Source organism: Arenimonas sp., assembly GCF_022842045.1.
GTDB lineage: Bacteria > Pseudomonadota > Gammaproteobacteria > Xanthomonadales > Xanthomonadaceae > Arenimonas.
Map to the genome: position 1 here is coordinate 11,571 of NZ_JALHQI010000025.1, position 17,597 is coordinate 29,167.

The 17,597-nt window shown below is 70.4% G+C and carries 16 protein-coding genes; 11 read left to right on the plus strand and 5 right to left on the minus strand.

Translation table 11 applies throughout. The annotated features are described in order from the left end of the window. Positions 1-4: 4 nt before the first annotated feature. Complete coding sequence (locus Q0C12_RS07230) at positions 5-1,669, plus strand: NAD(P)/FAD-dependent oxidoreductase (RefSeq protein WP_290888256.1); 1,665 nt, start codon at positions 5-7, stop codon at positions 1,667-1,669. A gap of 33 nt (positions 1,670-1,702) precedes the next feature. Here the strand turns inward: Q0C12_RS07230 and Q0C12_RS07235 are convergent, their stop codons facing one another. Next, positions 1,703-2,689, minus strand: a complete 987-nt coding sequence (locus Q0C12_RS07235) for a LysR family transcriptional regulator (protein ID WP_290888259.1) — start codon at positions 2,687-2,689, stop codon at positions 1,703-1,705. 238 nt (positions 2,690-2,927) lie between these two features. On the opposite strand from Q0C12_RS07235, the gene cysG reads away from it, so the two are divergent. The 4 genes from cysG (at position 2,928) to Q0C12_RS07255 (ending at position 7,344) form a co-directional block, all read left to right on the plus strand. Then, positions 2,928-4,397 (plus strand): siroheme synthase CysG, encoded by a 1,470-nt coding sequence (cysG, locus tag Q0C12_RS07240; protein WP_290888262.1) that lies wholly within the window; start codon positions 2,928-2,930, stop codon positions 4,395-4,397. A gap of 63 nt (positions 4,398-4,460) precedes the next feature. After that, on the plus strand, positions 4,461-5,438 hold the full coding sequence (gene cysK, locus Q0C12_RS07245) for a cysteine synthase A (RefSeq protein ID WP_290888263.1): 978 nt from the start codon (positions 4,461-4,463) through the stop codon (positions 5,436-5,438). A gap of 210 nt (positions 5,439-5,648) precedes the next feature. Further along, positions 5,649-6,395, plus strand: a complete 747-nt coding sequence (locus tag Q0C12_RS07250; protein WP_290888266.1) for an electron transfer flavoprotein subunit beta/FixA family protein — start codon at positions 5,649-5,651, stop codon at positions 6,393-6,395. Between the two features lie 13 nt (positions 6,396-6,408). After that, positions 6,409-7,344: an electron transfer flavoprotein subunit alpha/FixB family protein gene (locus tag Q0C12_RS07255; RefSeq protein WP_290888268.1), complete on the plus strand. Its 936-nt coding sequence runs from the start codon at positions 6,409-6,411 to the stop codon at positions 7,342-7,344. Positions 7,345-7,398: 54 nt separating this feature from the next. On the opposite strand, the gene Q0C12_RS07260 is transcribed toward Q0C12_RS07255, so the two are convergent. The 4 genes from Q0C12_RS07260 to Q0C12_RS07275 all read right to left on the minus strand — a co-directional run bounded on the left by Q0C12_RS07260 (position 7,399) and on the right by Q0C12_RS07275 (position 11,119). After that, a complete protein-coding gene (locus Q0C12_RS07260; RefSeq protein WP_290888271.1) occupies positions 7,399-8,499 on the minus strand; it encodes a M48 family metallopeptidase in 1,101 nt (366 codons plus the stop codon). Beyond that, positions 8,496-9,653 carry a YjgN family protein gene (locus Q0C12_RS07265; protein WP_290888273.1) on the minus strand — a complete coding sequence of 386 codons (1,158 nt, stop codon included), beginning with the start codon at positions 9,651-9,653 and terminating at the stop codon, positions 8,496-8,498. Before Q0C12_RS07265 ends, Q0C12_RS07260 begins: the two co-directional genes overlap by 4 nt. Positions 9,654-9,743: 90 nt before the next feature. After that, a complete protein-coding gene (locus tag Q0C12_RS07270; protein ID WP_290888275.1) occupies positions 9,744-10,379 on the minus strand; it encodes a CoA transferase subunit B in 636 nt (211 codons plus the stop codon). After that, on the minus strand, positions 10,379-11,119 hold the full coding sequence (locus tag Q0C12_RS07275) for a CoA transferase subunit A (protein ID WP_290888278.1): 741 nt from the start codon (positions 11,117-11,119) through the stop codon (positions 10,379-10,381). Before Q0C12_RS07275 ends, Q0C12_RS07270 begins: the two co-directional genes overlap by 1 nt. 157 nt (positions 11,120-11,276) lie before the next feature. Here Q0C12_RS07275 and Q0C12_RS07280 point away from each other — a divergent pair, with 157 nt between their 5' ends. From Q0C12_RS07280 to Q0C12_RS07305, 6 genes are read left to right on the plus strand one after another with little or no spacing between them, the layout of a single operon-like run. Beyond that, positions 11,277-12,707 carry a UbiA family prenyltransferase gene (locus Q0C12_RS07280; protein WP_290888280.1) on the plus strand — a complete coding sequence of 477 codons (1,431 nt, stop codon included), beginning with the start codon at positions 11,277-11,279 and terminating at the stop codon, positions 12,705-12,707. Positions 12,708-12,714: 7 nt separating this feature from the next. Beyond that, complete coding sequence (locus tag Q0C12_RS07285) at positions 12,715-14,028, plus strand: FAD-binding oxidoreductase (protein ID WP_290888282.1); 1,314 nt, start codon at positions 12,715-12,717, stop codon at positions 14,026-14,028. Continuing rightward, positions 14,013-14,741: an SDR family oxidoreductase gene (locus Q0C12_RS07290; protein WP_290888285.1), complete on the plus strand. Its 729-nt coding sequence runs from the start codon at positions 14,013-14,015 to the stop codon at positions 14,739-14,741. Before Q0C12_RS07285 ends, Q0C12_RS07290 begins: the two co-directional genes overlap by 16 nt. A gap of 20 nt (positions 14,742-14,761) precedes the next feature. Beyond that, positions 14,762-15,703, plus strand: coding sequence for an NAD-dependent epimerase/dehydratase family protein (locus tag Q0C12_RS07295; protein WP_290888314.1), 942 nt, complete (start codon positions 14,762-14,764; stop codon positions 15,701-15,703). 8 nt (positions 15,704-15,711) lie between these two features. Then, the gene (locus Q0C12_RS07300; RefSeq protein WP_290888287.1) at positions 15,712-17,019 is read left to right on the plus strand and encodes an NAD(P)/FAD-dependent oxidoreductase; all 1,308 of its coding nucleotides are present in this window, start codon (positions 15,712-15,714) and stop codon (positions 17,017-17,019) included. Next, entirely contained in the window at positions 17,016-17,411 is a 396-nt protein-coding gene (locus Q0C12_RS07305; RefSeq protein ID WP_290888290.1) for a GtrA family protein, read from the plus strand. The genes Q0C12_RS07300 and Q0C12_RS07305 overlap by 4 nt, the downstream gene beginning before the upstream one ends. The last annotated feature ends 186 nt before the right edge of the window (positions 17,412-17,597 follow it).

Below are 17,597 nucleotides of genomic sequence, written 5' to 3' on the forward strand. Positions count from 1 at the left end.
CCCCATGCTCCGACTCACCGACATCACCCTGCCGCTGGAACACGCCGAGCCGGCCCTGCGCGAGGCCGTGCTGGCGCGGCTGAAGCTGCCCGCGGCCGACCTGCGCGGGCTCAGCGTGGCCAAGCGCAGCTACGACGCCCGCAAGCGCGGCCACATCCAGCTGATCTACTCGGTGGACGTGGACGTGGCCAACGAGGCCGCGGTGCTCAAGCGCATCGCGGCCGAGACCCGGCCGAACCGGGTCAAGGTGATGCCCACGCCCGACACCACCTACCGCTTCATCGCCAAGCCGTCGCCGGAACAGACGCTGCGCCCGATCGTGGTCGGCATGGGCCCCTGCGGGCTGTTCGCCGGGCTGGTGCTGGCGCAGATGGGCCTGCGGCCGATCATCCTCGAGCGCGGCAAGCAGGTGCGCGAGCGAACGGTCGACACCTTCGGCCTGTGGCGCAAGAAGGTGCTCAACCCCGAATCGAACGTGCAGTACGGCGAGGGCGGCGCCGGCACTTTCTCCGACGGCAAGCTCTACAGCCAGATCAGCGACAAGCGGCACCTGGGCCGCAAGGTGCTCGATGAATTCGTGAAGGCCGGCGCGCCCGACGAAATCCTCTACGTGAGCAAGCCGCACATCGGCACCTTCCGCCTGGTGTCGATGGTCGAGCACATGCGCGCCACGATCGAGTCGCTGGGCGGCGAGATCCGCTTCTCGCATCGCGTCGAGGACCTGGCCATCGAAGTGGACGCCGACGGCGACCGCCGCGTCCGCGGCGTGGTGCTGGCCAACGGCGAAACCATCCGCGCCGACCACGTGGTGATGGCGCTCGGCCACAGCGCCCGCGACACCTTCGCGATGCTGCACGCGCGCGGCGTGTACATGGAGGCCAAGCCGTTCTCGATCGGCTTCCGCATCGAGCACCCGCAGTCGGTGATCGACGAAGCGCGCTTCGGGCCGCAGGCAGGCCATCCCATCCTGGGCGCGGCCGACTACAAGCTGGTGCACCACTGCCGCAACGGCCGCTCCGTGTACAGCTTCTGCATGTGCCCGGGCGGCACCGTGGTGGCCGCGGCCAGCGAGCCGGGCCGCGTCGTCACCAACGGCATGAGCCAGTACTCGCGCAACGAGCGCAACGCCAACGCGGCGATCGTGGTCGGCATCACGCCCGAGGACTACGCCGAGCACGACCCGAGCGGCAGCCCGCTGGCGGGCATCGCGCTGCAGCGTTACTGGGAAGAAGTGGCGTTCAAGCTCGGCGGCGGCACGTATGAGGCGCCGGGCCAGCGCGTCGGCGATTTCCTCGCGGGCCAGTCCTCCACCACGCTGGGCGCCGTGCTGCCCTCGTACACGCCGGGCGTCACGCCCACCGACCTGGCGCAGGCGCTGCCCAAGTACGCGGTGGACGCCATCCGCGAAGCGCTGCCGGCCTTCGGAAAGCAGATCAAGGGCTTCGACATGGCCGACGCGGTGTTGACCGGCGTCGAGACACGCACCTCCTCGCCGCTGCGGCTGACCCGCGGCGAGGACGGCCAAAGCCTGAACACGCGCGGCCTGTTTCCGGCCGGCGAAGGTGCGGGTTACGCAGGCGGCATTCTCTCCGCGGGCGTGGATGGCATCCGTGCGGCGGAGTGGGTGGCGGAGGCCATGATTCGCAAAGGTAGCGCGCTGCCTGCGTGAAGGGCATCGGGACTGAAGTCCCTCCCACAGGATCTAGTTTGTGATGGCTTGGCTGAGGTCGACCCAGGTTGGCGGCAGCGGCCAAGCGGGCGAATCGTGCCCCGCCACCGCGCGCTTGAGGTCCGCGCGATCCAGCTGCGGGGCCAGCGCCAGCAGCAATTCCAGCGCGTAGTCGCGCAGCACGCGTTCGCGCGGCAGCACGGCCCAGCTGGTGCAGTCAGGGATGGCGGCGGGCGCGGGCAGCGCGCGCAGGTCGGCGTCGTCGCGGGCGCTGACCGCCATTTCGGCCAGCAGGCCGACGCCGAGGCCAGCGCGTACGTAGGTCTTGATCAGGTCGGCGTCGCGCGCGGTCATTGCGATCTGCGGCTCGAGGCCGGCTTCGGCGAAGGCGCGGCGAAGCGAAGACTCAGGCTTGTTGGTGGATTCGTAGCTGATGAGCGGGAGCGCGGCGAGTTCGGCCAGCGTGGGCGCGCGGTCGAGCTTCGCCAGCGGATGCGTCGCGGGTACCAGCACCTGCCGGCGCCAGCGATACAGCGGCACGGCCAGCCCGCCGGTCGGCGTGTCGCCCGCGGTGCTGACCACGGCGAAGTCGGCCTGGCCCTGCGCCAGCGCGTTCAGCGCCTCGCCTTCGGACGCAGGCTGCAGGTGGATGCTGACCTCGGGGAAGCGCCGGGCCAGCGCCGCGATCGCCGGCGGCAGCACGAACCGCGCCTGCGTGTGCGTGGTGACCAGGGTCAGCCTGCCCTGGGTTTCACCGCGCTGGTTGGCGGCGAAGGCGCGGATGTTGCCGGCCTCGGCCAGCACGCGGCGGGCGTGGGCCAGCACTTCCTGGCCCGAGGGCGTGATGGCCTCGAGGCTGCGGCCCTTGCGCTGGAACAGCAGGAAGCCGAGCTCGTCCTCGAGCTGCTTGAGCTGCTTGGACAGGCCGGGCTGGGTGGCGTGCACCTTGTCGGCGGCGAGGGTGATGTTCAAACCCGAGTCGGCGATCGCGACCAGGTAGCGGAGCTGGGTGAGGGTCATGGCGGTTCCAGGCAAAGGGTGTCGCAGGCGCGGCTCAGGGCACGGGCGGGCGACAACATTGGCTGGAACGGCTCGGGTTCACGGGGATTTCCGGTGGGGCGCGCGGGGCGCCGATAACGTGGACCGACCGTAACCCGGCGTCGCGGGCCGCGTCCAGACGGGTTTGATAACCGCCGGGCATATGCACCGTTGCAGCCGTCATTTCACCGGCGGCGGGCGGCGGCCTAGGGTCTGGGCCATGGATGCCGCCCCGCCCCCGCTGTTTCCCCTGTTCGCCGACCTGCGCGGCCGGCGCGTGCTGGTGGTCGGCGGCGGCGCGGTAGCAAGGCGCAAGCTCGAGCCGCTGCTGGCGGCGGGCGCCCGCGTGGTGGTCGGTGCGCCGCGGCTGGATGCCGACGTTGCCGCGCTGTGGACTGAAGGCCGCATCGAACATCTTGCGGGGCGCTTCACGCCCGACTGGCTCGACGGTGCGTGGCTGGTGGTCGCCGCCACCGACGATGGCGAGGTCAATCGCGCCGTCGCCGCCGCTGCCGAAGCGCGGCGGATCTGGGCCAACGTGGTGGACGACCTCGAACTCTCGAGCTACCAGTCGCCCGCCCGCATCGAGCGCGGGCCGCTGCAGATCGCCATTTCCAGCGGCGGCGGTGCGCCGATGCTGGCGCGGCACCTGCGCGAGAAGCTCGAGACCGAGCTCGATGAATCCGTCGGCGCGCTGGCCACGCTGCTGCTGCACGAGCGCACGCGCATCCGCCAGCGGCATCCGCGCCTGCCCGAGCGACGGCGCTTCTTCGAGACACTGCTGGCCGGGCCGGTGGCCGAACGCTTCCGCGCGGGTGACGCTGCCGGCGCCCGCGCGGCCTTTGAAGCCGCCCTGGGCGAAGTGCCGCCCTCACGCGACATCGGCTCGGTCGCGCTCGTCGGCGCCGGTCCGGGCGATCCGGGCCTGCTCACGCTGCGTGCGCTGCGCCTGCTCAACCAGGCCGACGTGATCCTGCACGACCGCCTGGTCGGCCCCGGCGTGCTGGCGCTGGCGCGCCGCGACGCCGAGTTCATCGAAGTGGGCAAGCAGGCCGCCAACCACCACGTCAGCCAGGACGGCATCCACGCGCTGATGCTGGAGCATGCGCGCGCCGGCCGCCGCGTGGTGCGGCTCAAGGGCGGCGACCCCTTCGTGTTCGGGCGCGGCGGCGAGGAGCTGGAGTTCCTGAACGCGCACGGCATCGCCTTCGAAGTGGTGCCGGGCGTCACCGCCGCGCTGGCCTGCGCCGCCTACGCCGGCGTGCCGCTGACGCATCGCGACCATGCGCAATCGGTGCGTTTCGTCACCGCGCACTGCAAGGACTCTTTGGACACCCTCGACTGGCGCGCGCTGGCGCAGGAGAAGCAGACGCTCGCCGTGTACATGGGCGTTGCCGGCCTGGCCGGTTTCCGCGATCGGCTGCTGGCCCACGGCCGCGCCGCCGCGACGCCCTTCGCACTGGTGGAGAGCGGCTCGCGGCCGGAGCAGCGAGTCGTCATCGGCAGCCTCGGCCAACTCCCCGAACTGGCCACGCGCCACGCCGTGCAATCCCCCGCCCTGCTGATCCTCGGCGAAGTCGCCTCGCTCGCGACGACCCTGCACTGGTTCGGCCCCGAACCGCTCCAGGACCGGGGTCAGGTTGCGAATCTGGCCCCGCACGGACCCAACCGCATCGCCGCCGCCGCATGACCCCGCCCTTCGGGGTCAGGCTCGGAACCTGACCCCGTTCCTGACCCCGCTTTGGAGAACGTGATGGCGATTTACGACAGCATCCTCGACACCATCGGCCGCACGCCCATCGTGCGGCTGCACCGCATCGCGCCGGCGCACGTGTCGCTCTACGTGAAGGTGGAATCCTTCAATCCCGGCGGCTCCGTGAAGGACCGGCTGGCGCTGGCGATCATCCTCGACGCCGAGCAGCGCGGCCTGCTCAAGCCCGGGCAGACGGTGGTCGAAGCGACATCAGGCAACACCGGCATCGCGCTGGCGATGGTCTGCGCGGCGCGCGGCTACCCCTTCGTGGCGGTGATGACGGAAACCTTCTCGATCGAACGCCGCAAGCTGATGCGGGCCTACGGCGCGAAGGTGGTCCTGACGCCGGCCGCCGAGCGCGGCAGCGGCATGGTCCGCAAGGCCGCCGAGCTGGCGCACAAGCACGGCTGGTTCCTCGCGCGCCAGTTCGAGAACGAGGCCAACCCCGCCTACCACCGCAGCACCACCGGGCCCGAGATCCTCGGCGACTTCGCCGGCAAGCGGCTCGACTATTTCGTCACGGGCTGGGGCACCGGCGGCACCCTCACCGGCGTGGGCCAGGTGCTGAAGCTGGCAAGGCCGGGCATCCAGGTCGTCACCAGCGAGCCGGCGGGCGCCCAGCTGCTCAACGGCAAGGACTGGGCCCCGCACAAGATCCAGGGCTGGACCCCAGACTTCGTGCCGGCCGTGCTCGACCGCGGCATCGCCGACCAGGTCCGCCCCGTGGACGACCTGACGGCCCGCGACACCGCCCGCCGCCTGGCCGCCGAGGAAGGCGTCTTCGTGGGCCTGAGCGCCGGCGCCACGGTGGCCGCGGCCCTGCAGGTCGCCCGGGACGCCCCGGAAGGCAGCGTGATCCTGGCGATGCTGCCCGACACCGGCGAGCGCTACCTCAGCACGATCCTGTTCGAGGGCGTCAACGAGGGCAGCGACGACGACTGGCTGGCGGGCCTGGAAGACCGTACGGAAGCCGCCTGAGCCCCGCGCCACCCTGTAGGAGGGACTTCAGTCCCGAAGCTCTCCGGCGGAAGGCTTCGGGACTGAAGTCCCTCCTACGGGGTGCCGCGCCGGGAAACGAAGGGGTTTACTGGGCCGTGACGGGTGGAACGGGTAGAATTGGCCTCCCTTCGAAGCCCGCCGCCCGGCCCCACGCCGTGCGCCGGCCTGCCCCACAGGAACGTCGCGACGATGAAGATTCTGGTCGGTTACAAGCGGGTGGTGGACTACAACGTCCGCATCCAGGTCAAGCCCGATGGCTCGGGCGTGGTCACCGAGGGCGTGAAGCTCTCCCCCAATCCCTTCGATGACATCGCCCTCGAGGAAGCCCTGCGCCTGCGCGACAAAGGCATCGCCACCGAAGTCATCGTCTGCACGATGGGCCCGGCCGACTGCCAGGCCCACCTGCGCAACGGCCTGGCCATGGGCGCCAACCGCGCCATCCACGTGGTCACCGACAGCGCCGTGCAGCCGCTTACCGCCGCCCGCGCCCTGCTCAAGCTGATCGAGAAAGAGCAGCCGCAGCTGGTGCTGCTGGGCAAGCAGGCCATCGACGACGACGCCAACCAGACCGGCCAGATGCTGGCCACGCTGTGGGGCCGCCCGCAGGCCACCTTCGCCGGCAAGCTCGACGTCGCCGACGGCAAGGCCACCGTGGTGCGCGAAGTCGACGCCGGCCTGGAGACCCTCGAGGTCGACCTGCCCGCCGTCGTCACCACCGACCTGCGCCTGAACGAGCCGCGCTTCATCAAGCTGCCCGACATCATGAAGGCCAAGTCCAAGCCGATGGAAACCATCGCCTTCGCCGACCTCGGCGTCGACAGCGGCGACCATCTCAAGACCACCCACTTCGCCCCGCCTGCCAAGCGCAGCAAGGGCGTGATGGTGAAGGACGTCGCCGAGCTGGTCTCGGCGCTCAAGGCCAAGGGCCTGGTGTAAGGAGACCATGACCATGAGCAAGATCCTGATCGTTGCCGAACACCTCGGCGGCCAGCTGAACTCCTCCACCGCGCGCTGCGTCAGCTGCGCCGCGGCCATCGGCGGCGACATCCACGTCGTCGTGCTGGCCGACGCGCCCGACGCCATCGCCGCCGAGGCCGCCAAGATCGCCGGCGTGGCCAAGGTCATCACGGTGGCCAACGCCGCCAACGCCAACCCGATCGCGCAGGTGCTGGCGCCGCAGGTCGCGAAGCTCGCGGCCGGCTACAGCCACGTGCTCGGCCCGTCCACCACCTTCGGCAAGGACCTGATGCCCTGCGTCGCGGCCCTGCTGGGCGTGGCCCAGGTCAGCGACATCATGGCGGTGGAGTCGAGCCACGTGTTCAAGCGGCCGATCTACGCCGGCAACGCCATCATCACCGTCGAGGCCCCGGCCTCGATGGCCGTGGTCGGCACCGTGCGCACGGCCTCGTGGCCGGCGGCGGCGAACGGCGGCAGCGGCGCGGTGGAAGCCGCGTCGGTGGACGCCGCGCTGCCTTCGCACACCCGCTTCGTGTCGCTGCAGCAGGGCAAGTCCGACCGCCCCGACCTGCAGGGCGCGGGCAAGGTGGTCTCGGGCGGCCGTGCGCTGGGCTCGGCCGATGCCTTCAAGATCATCTACTCGCTGGCCGACAAGCTCGGTGCCGCCGTGGGCGCCTCGCGCGCCGCGGTGGACGCCGGCTACGTGCCGAACGAACTGCAGGTCGGCCAGACCGGCAAGATCATCGCGCCGGAGCTGTACGTGGCGATCGGCATCTCGGGCGCCATCCAGCACCTGACCGGCATCAAGGACGCCGGCACCATCGTCGCCATCAACAAGGACGCCGAGGCGCCGATCTTCGAGATCGCCGATTTCGGCCTGGTCGGCGACCTGTTCCAGATCGTGCCGGAGCTGGAAGCCGCGCTCTGAGGTAACTCCGCGCCGCCGGCCCCGGCCGGCGCGCGATATCGACGCCGACGCGGCTTACTCCGCGTCGGCGTTTTCGTTGGCGGCCTCGGCGGCGTCCGCTTCGGCGGCGTCGACGGGCTCGACCGGCCCGGCCGAGCGTGCCGCCTCGCGGGCCGCGACGATGCGCTCGGCGCTGGGCGGATGCGTGGCCAGGTAGCCCACCGGGCCCATGTCGCGGTCGCCGCCGTGCGAGTCCGACAGCCGCTTCATGATGTCGGCGAAGTCCGCGGGCGACTGGCCCTTGCTGGCCAGCAGCCCGAACGCGAAGTCGTCGGCCTGGCGTTCGAACTCGCGGGAGAAGCCGCTCTCGAGCAGGATCACCGGGATCGACACCGACAGCGAGCCGGTGCCCGACAGGTCGCCGAACAGGAAGCCCGCCACCACGACCACTGCCGAGCTCTGCAGCGCGCGGCGCATGCCGTGGCGCTGCTCGTGGTGGCCGGCCTCGTGCGCCAGCACCGCCAGCAGCTGGTCATCGGTTTCGGCCAGCGCCACCAGCTCGTCGGTCATCACCACCAGGCCATCGGGCAGCACGAAGGCATTGGCGCCGATCTTGGGCGCGCTGCGGAACTCGAGCCGCAGGTCGCGTGCGCGCGGCAAGCCCTCGGTTAGCGTCGCGAACCTGGCCTGCAGCGCCTCGCGCCGTGCCGCCGGCAGCCGCGTCGGCTGCAGGTGCACGCGTTCGAGCAGGGCCATGGCCTGGTTGCTGACCGAACGCTCGATGGCCGCCGGGATTGCCGGCGCCAGCCGGTCCGCCATCCAGGGCAGCCCGAACTGGAAGAAGCCGATCACCGCCAACACCGTTCCGACGCCGGCGCCGATCGCCGCGCTGCGGCGGCGCTCGAGCCAGTCGGCCCAGCCCTCGACCTTGTCGCGCCCGCCCAGCCAGGCCTCCAGCGCGGGCGTGTCCGCCAGCTCCAGGTGGCCCTCGCCCGGCAGCCGCAGCGTGCGGGGCATGCGGCCCAGGCGCGGGCTGAGCTGCAGCTCGGCGGCCGCGAACTCCAGCACCATGCCCTCGGACTCCAGCCGCACCGTGCCGGGCGCGGGCTCGGTGATGCGGGCCGCGCGCGCGCGGCTGCCGCGGCCGTCGTACCAGGTAGCGTCGAGCGCGTTCAAATGCCGATGTCCACGTCCATGTCGAGCGCGTCCATCAGCTCGGCGCCCGCCGCGCCCTCGGCCCGCTCGGCCTCGGCGACGAAATGGTCGAGCTCGCCGTCGGCCAGCAGCGCGAAGTGCCGGGCGCGGTAGCGCGCGATGCGGATCATCGCCCAGGGCACCAGCAGGCCGACGCTGAGCACGATCGCCACGCCGTTGCTGAAGTAGATCCAGATCATGTCGCGCGCGCGCAGCGTGCACTCGAAGCGGTGGCCACCGAGGCTGGCGTAGCGCCACATCAGGTTCATGTGCTTGGTGCGCACGTAGATCGGCAGCGCCAGCAGGGCGAGGTAGACCACGATCAGCGGCGCGAAGATGCCGACGAGGACGCCGGTCGAGGGTTCGCCGCCCGGCTCGCCGCCGCCCGAGACCGCGGCGCCCAGGAAAGCCGCGCCCATGATCCCCAGCACCATCACCACGTAGGCCGCGAAGCCAAGGCCGATGCTGATCAGGAACGGGATGTAGTAGGTGCCCAGGTCGCCCGCGAAGCGGAAGCGCTTGCCGCCGAAGCGGTGGCCGGTGACGGTGTAGTCGTGCTGGTGCATGCGCACCCACGGCAGCACCATGTAGGCGGTGATGATCTGCAGCGCCGGCCGGAACATGAAGTTCACGTAGGCCTCGTACACGCCCTCGACGAAGCGGAAGCGCAGCCCGCGCCAGGCCGAGTAGCGCGCGCGGAAGCGCAACGTGCGGTGGATCAGCCACGGGAACATCACCAGCACGAACAGGATCAGCGGGATGTAGACCACCCACACCTGGAAATGCGCCGACAGGCCCAGGCCGATCGCCACCGCGTACGCAATCAGCCGTCCCTTGAGGATGGCGATCGGATCGGCAAGATACTCGAACGGCGCGCCGGCCAGCCGCGTGTTGCCATAGAAGTAGCGCTCGGTGCGCACCTTGGCCCAGGCCGAGTAGATGCCCAGCGTCAGCACCGACAGCACCAGGTTCACGAACCAGATGCCGAAGAACTCGCCCGCGCTGCCGGTGAACTGCAGCGGATGGCGGACGGGACCCGGGATCGGCGGCGGCATCGCCGGCGACGGCGGCAGCACGGGCGGCGTCAAGTCGTTGGTGACGACCGGCAGGTCGTCGCCAAGGTCATTGTGTTGCATGGAGTCCCCTGGAATGCCGGCTCCCCGCCGGACCCCGGGAATTTACCGGCCCCGGCCCCGAGGGGCCAGAGCAATTTTCTCACCTTCGGCTCAGGCCGCCTGGCGGAAGGGCACGCCGGTCTTGGCCCGCAGCTCGTCCTCGGTCACGCCCGGCGCCATTTCCACCAGGGCCAGGCCGTCGGCGGTGACGTCCATCACGGCCAGCTCGGTGATGATGCGGTTGACCACGCCCACGCCGGTCAGCGGCAGCGTGCACTTGGGCAGGATCTTGGGCTCGCCGGCCTTGGTGGTGTGCTCCATCAGCACCACCACGCGCTTCACGCCGGCCACCAGGTCCATCGCGCCGCCCATGCCCTTGACCATCTTGCCCGGCACCATCCAGTTGGCCAGGTCGCCGCGGTCGGTCACTTCCATCGCCCCCAGGATCGCCAGGTCGATGTGGCCGCCGCGGATCATGGCGAAGGAATCATGGCTGCCGAAGTAGCTGGCGCCGGCGCGGGCGGTCACGGTCTGCTTGCCGGCATTGATCAGGTCGGCGTCCACCTCGTCCTCGGTCGGGAAGGGGCCGATGCCCAGCAGGCCGTTCTCGGACTGCAGCCACACGTCCATGCCTTCGGGAATGTGGTTGGCGACCAGGGTCGGCAGGCCGATGCCCAGGTTCACGTAGGCGCCATCGGTGAGTTCACGCGCGGCCCGGGCCGCCATTTCGTCGCGGTTCCAGGCCATTACTTCGCTCCTCGCACGGTGCGCTGCTCGATGCGTTTCTCGGGGGTGGGGTTGACCACGATGCGGTCGACATAGATGCCCGGCAGGTGCACGTGGTCGGGATCGAGGCTGCCGACCTCGACCAGCTCTTCCACTTCCGCCACGCAGACCTTGCCGGCCATCGCGCAGGCCGGGTTGAAGTTGCGCGCGGTCTTGCGGAACACCAGGTTGCCGGCGGCATCGGCCTTCCAGGCCTTCACCAGCGACACATCGGCCTTTAGCGCCGTCTCGAGCACGTACCAGTGGCCGTCGTCGAACTGCCGGGTCTCCTTGCCTTCGGCGACGATGGTGCCGTAGCCGGTGCGGGTGAAGAAGGCCGGGATGCCGGCACCGCCGGCGCGCAGGCGCTCGGCTAGCGTGCCCTGCGGGTTGAACTCGAGCTGCAGCTCGCCGGCCAGGAACTGCCGTTCGAACTCCTTGTTCTCGCCCACGTAGGACGAAATCATCTTCTTGATCTGGCGCGTGGCCAGCAGCTGGCCCAGGCCGAAGCCGTCCACGCCGGCGTTGTTGGAGATCGCGGTGAGGCCCGTGGCGCCGGAATCGCGCAGCGCGGCGATCAGCGCCTCGGGGATGCCACACAGGCCGAAGCCGCCGACCGCGAGGGTCTGGCCGTCGGCCACGAGGCCACGCAGCGCCTCGGCGGCGGAAGGATAGACCTTGCCGGCGCGGGACGCGGGCGAAGGGGAAGCGGGGGAAGGCATCGGCCGGGCTCCATCGCGATTTCGAGGCCGCAAGTCTAGCCGCGACGCGCCGGCCAAGACACTGTCCCTTCGGCCGGGGGCAACGCGTCGGGCAAGCCCCGGGGGCGATTCCGCTATCATCCAAGGCCGCCCCGAGACCTCACCGGCCCCCGCTGTGATGGCAGCCCCCCAAGACGCCTCGACCCGCCCGCTCTGCATCGACCTCGACGGCACCCTGCTGCGCTCCGACCTGCTGCTCGAATCCACCCTGGCGCTGCTGGCCCGCCGCCCCTGGCTGCTGCTGGCCCTGCCGTTCTGGCTGCTGGGCGGCAAGGCGCGGCTCAAGCGCGCGATCGCCGCGCGCGTGGCCATCGACCCCGCGCAACTGCCTTACGACGAGCGCGTGCTGGCCCTGCTGCGCGAAGAGCCCCGGCGCCACCGCGTGCTGTGCACCGCCTCCGACGACACCCTGGCCCGGCCGGTGGCCGCGCACCTGGGTTGCTTCGACGAGGTCATCGCCAGCGACGGCCAACGCAACCTGTCGGGCCGCGGCAAGGCCGAGGCCCTGGTCGCGCGCTTCGGCGAGCGCGGCTTCGACTACGCCGGCAATGCCCGGGTCGATCTTGCCGTGTGGGACCGCGCCCACGGCGCCCTGGTGGTGAACGCCGGCCACGGCCTGGCCCGCGCCGCCGGCCAGCGCTGCGAACTGCTGGGCCACCTGCCCGCCACCGGCGGCGGCCCGAAGGCCTGGCTGCGCGCGCTGCGCCTGCACCAGTGGCTGAAGAACCTGCTGGTGTTCATCCCGCTGCTGGCCTCGCACCGGTTCCTGGAAACCGAGGCCGTGCTGCTGTCGGTCGCCGGCTTCCTGGCCTTCGGGCTGTGCGCGTCCGGCGTGTACCTGCTCAACGACCTGCTCGACCTGCCCAGCGACCGCCAGCATCCGCGCAAGCGGCTGCGGCCCTTCGCCGCCGGCACGCTGCCGCTGCTGCCAGGCATGGTGCTGGCGCCGCTGCTGGCCGTGGCCGGCCTGGCGCTGGCCTGGTGGGCCGAGCCGCGCTTCGCGGCGGTGCTGGCCGCCTACTACCTGCTGACGCTGGGCTATTCGCTGCGCTTCAAGCGCGTGGCCATGCTCGACGTGATGCTGCTGGCGATGCTGTACACGCTGCGAATCATCGGCGGCACTGCGGTCATCGGCGCGGCGCTGTCGTTCTGGCTGCTGGCCTTCTCGATGTTCATTTTCCTGAGCCTGGCCCTGCTCAAGCGCTACGTCGAACTGTCGGCAATGCTGGCCGAGGGCAAGATGTCCGCCGCCGGCCGTGGCTACGGCGTGGACGACCTGCCGCTGCTGCAGTCGCTGGGCGGCTCGGCCGGCTATCTGGCGGTGCTGGTGCTGGCGCTGTACATCAACAGCCCGGACAGCGTCGCGCTGTACGCGCGGCCGCAGGTGCTTTGGCTACTGTGCCCGCTGGTGCTGTACTGGGTCAGCCGCACCTGGGTGGTGGCGCACCGCGGCGGCATGGACGATGACCCGGTGGTGTTCGCCGTGACCGACCGCGTCAGCCAGGTCGTGGGTCTCCTCTGCGCGGTGATCGCGCTGTCGGCGATCTGAGCCGGGCATGGCGCGCACGGGCGAAAGCTGGGGCCGCTGGCCCCGACCGACAGACCAGGCGCTGCATCCGCTGCGCCGGCGTGACGCCGCGCTGCCGGTGGGCGAGCGCACGCTGCTGGCGCATGGCCAGGGCCGCAGCTACGGCGACAGCTGCCTCAACGACGGCGGCCGCCTGCTGCTGACGCGCGGGCTCGACCACTTCCTGCATTTCGACGCCGACGCCGGCGTAATCACCTGCGAGGCCGGCGTCACGCTCGGCGAGGTGCTGGAAGTGGCGCTGCCCCGCGGCTGGTTCCTGCCGGTGACGCCCGGCACGCAGTTCGCCACCGTGGGCGGCGCGCTGGCCAACGACGTGCATGGCAAGAACCACCACCGCAACGGCAGCTTCGGCGACCACGTGCTGGCCTTCGAGCTGCTGCGCAGCGACGGCAGCCGGCGGCTGCTGCGGCCGGGCGACCCGCTGTTCGCGGCCACGGTCGGCGGGCTCGGCCTCACTGGCGTGGTGTCGTGGCTGCAGCTGAAGCTGCAGCGCGTGGCCGGCCCGTGGATGGCGGTGGAATCGGTGCGCTTCGAGAACCTGGCGGATTTCTTCGCGCTGTCGGCGGAATCGGCCGGCAGCCACGAATACACCGTGGCCTGGGTGGACTGCCTGGCGCGCGGCAAGGCGCTGGGCCGCGGCCACTTCCTGCGCGCCAACCACGCGCCGGCCGGCCGCAGCGGCCGCCTGCCCGGCCGCGGGCTGGCCATGCCGGTGACGCCGCCGTTCGCGCTGGTGAACCGGCTGACGCTGCGGCCGTTCAACACGCTCTATTTCCAGCGCCAGCAGGCGCGCTCACGCGCGGGCATCCAGCACTACGCGCCCTACTTCTATCCGCTGGACGGCCTCCGTGACTGGAACCGGATGTACGGGCCGCGCGGTTTCCTGCAGCACCAGTGCGTGCTGCCGCCGGCGGCCGCGCGCGATGCGGTCGCGGCGCTGCTGGGGGAGATCGCGCGCAGCGGGCAGGGGTCGTTCCTGGCCGTGCTGAAGGAGTTCGGCGACCGCGCCGCGCCCGGGCTGCTGTCGTTCGCGCGGCCGGGCACCACGCTGGCGCTGGATTTCCCGCGCGCGGGAACCTCCACCTTCGCCCTGCTCGACCGCCTCGACGCCATCGTCGCCGCGGCCGGCGGCGCGCTTTATCCGGCCAAGGACGCGCGCATGTCGCCGGCGATGTTCCGTGCCGGCCAGCCGCGCCTGGAGGCGTTCATCCCCCACATCGACCCCGCCTTCTCGTCGTCGTTCTGGCGACGTGTCATGGAGCAAGCATGCAACGCATCCTGATCATCGGCGCCAGTTCCGCCATCGCCCAGGCCACGGCACGGGAGTACGCGCGCAGCGGCGCCCGCCTGTTCCTGGTCGCGCGCGACGCCGCCCGGCTCGAAACCATCGCCGCCGACCTGCGCGTGCGCGGCGCCACCGCGGACGGTTACGTACTCGACGCCAACGACACCGCCGGCCACGCCGCGATGCTCGACGCCGCCTGGGCCGCGCTCGGCAGCGTGGACCTGGCCCTGGTGGCGCACGGCACCCTGCCCGACCAGGCCGCGTGCAGCGCCTCGGTCGGAACGTCGCTCGACGAATTCGCCACCAACGGCACCTCGGTGATCGCGCTGTGCATCGCCCTGGCCCAGCGCCTGCAGGCGCCCGCCACCCTGGCCGTGATCAGCTCGGTGGCCGGCGACCGCGGCCGCGCCAGCAATTACCTCTACGGCAGCGCCAAGTCGGCGGTCAGCGCCTTCACCAGCGGCCTGCGCCAGGCGCTCAACGGCAGCGGCGTCAACGTGCTGACCATCAAGCCCGGCTTCGTGGACACCCCCATGACGGCGGCGTTCAAGAAGGGCGCGCTGTGGGCCACGCCCGAGCAGGTGGCGCGCGGCATCGTGCGCGCCGTGGCCCGGCGCAAGTCGGTGGCCTACCTGCCGGGGTTCTGGTGGGGGATCATGCGGGTGATCACGCACATCCCGGAGTTCGTGTTCCGGAGGATCAAGCTTTGAGCCACGCATTCAACGGCACCGTGCCCAAGGACGTCCGCATCCTGCTGACCGGCGCCGCGGGCCTGGTCGGGCAGAACCTGCTGGTCGAGCTGCGTGCGCAGGGCTACACGAACCTCGTCGCCATCGACAAGCACGCGCACAACCTCGGCATCCTTCGCCAGCTCAACCCGGGCGTGGCTGTGGTCGAGGCCGACCTGGCCGAGCCGGGACCCTGGTCGGACGCCTTCGCCGGCGCCGACGTGGTGGTGCAGCTGCATGCGCAGATCACCGGCAAGCACCGCGAGCTGTTCGACCGCAACAACCTGGTGGCCACGCGCCACGTGCTCGACGCCTGCAAGACGCATGGGGTTCCCTACCTGGTGCACGTTAGTTCATCGGTGGTGAACTCGGTCGCCACCGACGATTACACCGAGACCAAGAAGCAGCAGGAGGCCATGGTGGTGGCGTCGGGCCTGCGCCACTGCGTACTGCGGCCCACCCTGATGTTCGGCTGGTTCGACCCCAAGCACCTGGGCTGGCTGTCCCGGTTCATGGCGCGCACCCCGGTGTTCCCGATCCCGGGCGACGGCCGCTTCATGCGCCAGCCGCTGTATGAGCGCGACTTCTGCCGCTGCATCGTGAAGTGCATCGAGCGGCAGCCCGACGGCGCGGTCTACGACATCGTCGGCGACACCCGCATCGACTACGTGGACATCATCCGCACCATCAAGCGAGCCAAGGGCCTGCGCACGCTGATCGTGCACATTCCGATTGGATTCTTCGCCTTCCTGCTGCGCACCTACGCGCTGTTCAGCCGCAAGCCGCCGTTCACCGCGGACCAGCTCAAGGCACTGTCGGCGGGCGATGACTTCAAGGGCGTCGAAACCGAGGCGGTGTTCGGCGTGAAGCAGCACGCCTTCGAGGCCGCGGTGCGGGAAAGCTACTGCGACCCGCGCTACAGCCACGTCATCCTCAAGCGTTGAAGCCCGACATGACCACTGAACCCCGCAACTTCGCCATCATCGGTTCCGGCCCCATGGGCCTGATGGCGGCCATCGAGCTGCTGCGCGCCGGCCACTCGGTCGACGTCTACGAACGCGACGACCGCATCGGCGGCATGTCCGCCAGCTTCGACTTCGACGGCCTGCAGATCGAGCGCTACTACCATTTCGTCTGCAAGACCGATGACCCGCTTTTCTCCCTGCTCGACGAACTTGGCCTGTCCGGCAAGCTGAAGTGGACCGACACGAAGATGGGTTACTTCGTCGACGGCAAGCTCTACAAGTGGGGAACGCCGTTTGCCCTGCTGGCCTTTCCCAAGCTCGGCTGGATCGACAAGGTCCGCTACGCCCTGCACGTGATGCACACCAAGGGCATCACCGACTGGACTGCGCTGGACAAACGCAACGCGCGCGAGTGGATCCAGTCGTGGATCGGCAAGCGCGCCTGGGACGTGATGTGGCAGCGCGCCTTCCACCTGAAGTTCTTCGAGTACACCGACCAGCTTTCGGCCTCGTGGATCGGCACCCGCATCAAGCGCGTGGCACTGTCGCGTCGAAACCTCTTCAACGAGAGCCTTGGCTACCTCGAGGGCGGGTCGGCGACGGTGCTCGATGGCATGGTCGCCGAGATCGGACGCCTGGGCGGCCGGATCCACCTCTCGGCGCCGGTGCAGGAAGTGGCGTCCGAGGCCGGCCGGGTCACCGGCGTTCGCATCCACGCTACCTTGCGCCCGGCTGACGCCGTGCTCTCGACCGCACCGATCCAGTACGTCCCCGGCTTCGTGCCCGGCCTGCCGGCCGAGTTCGCCGAGCGCATCCGCCGCATCGAGAACATCCCGGTAGCCTGCGTCATCCTCAAGCTCAGGCATGCGGTCAGCGAGAACTTCTGGATGAACATCAGCGACGCCGGCATCGAGATCCCGGGCGTCATCGAGCACTCCAACCTCAATCCCGGCACGCGCGAAGGCGAGCACATCCTGTATGCCCCCTTCTACATGCCAAAGACCCACCCGAAGTGGGCGCTGCCGAACGAGACCCTGATCGACGAGGTGATCGGCTACCTCGGCCGCATCAACCCGGACTTCCGCCCGGACTGGGTGCTGGCCCGCCACTGCCACCGTTACGAGTTCGCGCAGACCATCTGCCCGCCGGGCTTCCAGGCCATGCTGCCGCCGATGCGGACGCCGCTGGCAGGCTTCTTCATGGCCGACACCGCGTATTACTACCCCGAGGACCGGTCGATCTGCGAGAGCGTGAAGGTGGGCAGCGCGCTCGCGCGCGAGGCGCTCGCAGGATGATCGGCAGGCAGTTCATGCTGTTCCTGGTCGCGGGCGGCGTTGCCGCCGCGGCTAATTTCCTGTCCCGGATCGGGCTCAGCGAGTTCCTGCCTTACGTGCCCGCGATCGTGATCGCGTACCTGGTCGGCATGGCGACGGCCTTTGTCCTTAATCGCGCGTTCGTCTTCCGCGACGCGCGGAACAGCGTCGGTAGCCAGGCCGGCTGGTTCATCGCGATAAACCTGCTGGCCGTGGCCCAGACCGTCCTCATCAGCGTGTTGTTGGCACGCTGGCTATTTCCGCTGGCCGGCATGGACTTCCACCCGGAGACGGTCGCGCATGGCATCGGCGTCGCGGTTCCGGTGATCACCAGTTACCTGGGCCACCGCAGGTGGTCCTTCCGTTCCCGCTGAACGCTTTGGATTCGCGGAATGCCGGTATAAGCAGGTCATCGAACCATCTGGGAACCCCCAATGCGAACAACGCGCCGCCACGCCCTCCTCCCCGCCATCCTCGCTGCGCTTCTTGCTTCGTCGTGCAGGGAAGCCGAGGTCCCGCTGCCGCCGGCCCCGGACGCTCGGGCGCCGGCCGCCGAGGCC

Coding starts and splice junctions, on each gene's coding strand:
- Q0C12_RS07230 (WP_290888256.1), top strand. CDS start 5: ATGCTCCGACTCACCGACATCACCCTGCCGCTGGAACACGCCGAGCCG.
- Q0C12_RS07235 (WP_290888259.1), bottom strand. CDS start 2,689: ATGACCCTCACCCAGCTCCGCTACCTGGTCGCGATCGCCGACTCGGGT.
- cysG (WP_290888262.1), top strand. CDS start 2,928: ATGGATGCCGCCCCGCCCCCGCTGTTTCCCCTGTTCGCCGACCTGCGC.
- cysK (WP_290888263.1), top strand. CDS start 4,461: ATGGCGATTTACGACAGCATCCTCGACACCATCGGCCGCACGCCCATC.
- Q0C12_RS07250 (WP_290888266.1), top strand. CDS start 5,649: ATGAAGATTCTGGTCGGTTACAAGCGGGTGGTGGACTACAACGTCCGC.
- Q0C12_RS07255 (WP_290888268.1), top strand. CDS start 6,409: ATGAGCAAGATCCTGATCGTTGCCGAACACCTCGGCGGCCAGCTGAAC.
- Q0C12_RS07265 (WP_290888273.1), bottom strand. CDS start 9,653: ATGCAACACAATGACCTTGGCGACGACCTGCCGGTCGTCACCAACGAC.
- Q0C12_RS07270 (WP_290888275.1), bottom strand. CDS start 10,379: ATGGCCTGGAACCGCGACGAAATGGCGGCCCGGGCCGCGCGTGAACTC.
- Q0C12_RS07275 (WP_290888278.1), bottom strand. CDS start 11,119: ATGCCTTCCCCCGCTTCCCCTTCGCCCGCGTCCCGCGCCGGCAAGGTC.
- Q0C12_RS07280 (WP_290888280.1), top strand. CDS start 11,277: ATGGCAGCCCCCCAAGACGCCTCGACCCGCCCGCTCTGCATCGACCTC.
- Q0C12_RS07285 (WP_290888282.1), top strand. CDS start 12,715: ATGGCGCGCACGGGCGAAAGCTGGGGCCGCTGGCCCCGACCGACAGAC.
- Q0C12_RS07290 (WP_290888285.1), top strand. CDS start 14,013: ATGCAACGCATCCTGATCATCGGCGCCAGTTCCGCCATCGCCCAGGCC.
- Q0C12_RS07300 (WP_290888287.1), top strand. CDS start 15,712: ATGACCACTGAACCCCGCAACTTCGCCATCATCGGTTCCGGCCCCATG.
- Q0C12_RS07305 (WP_290888290.1), top strand. CDS start 17,016: ATGATCGGCAGGCAGTTCATGCTGTTCCTGGTCGCGGGCGGCGTTGCC.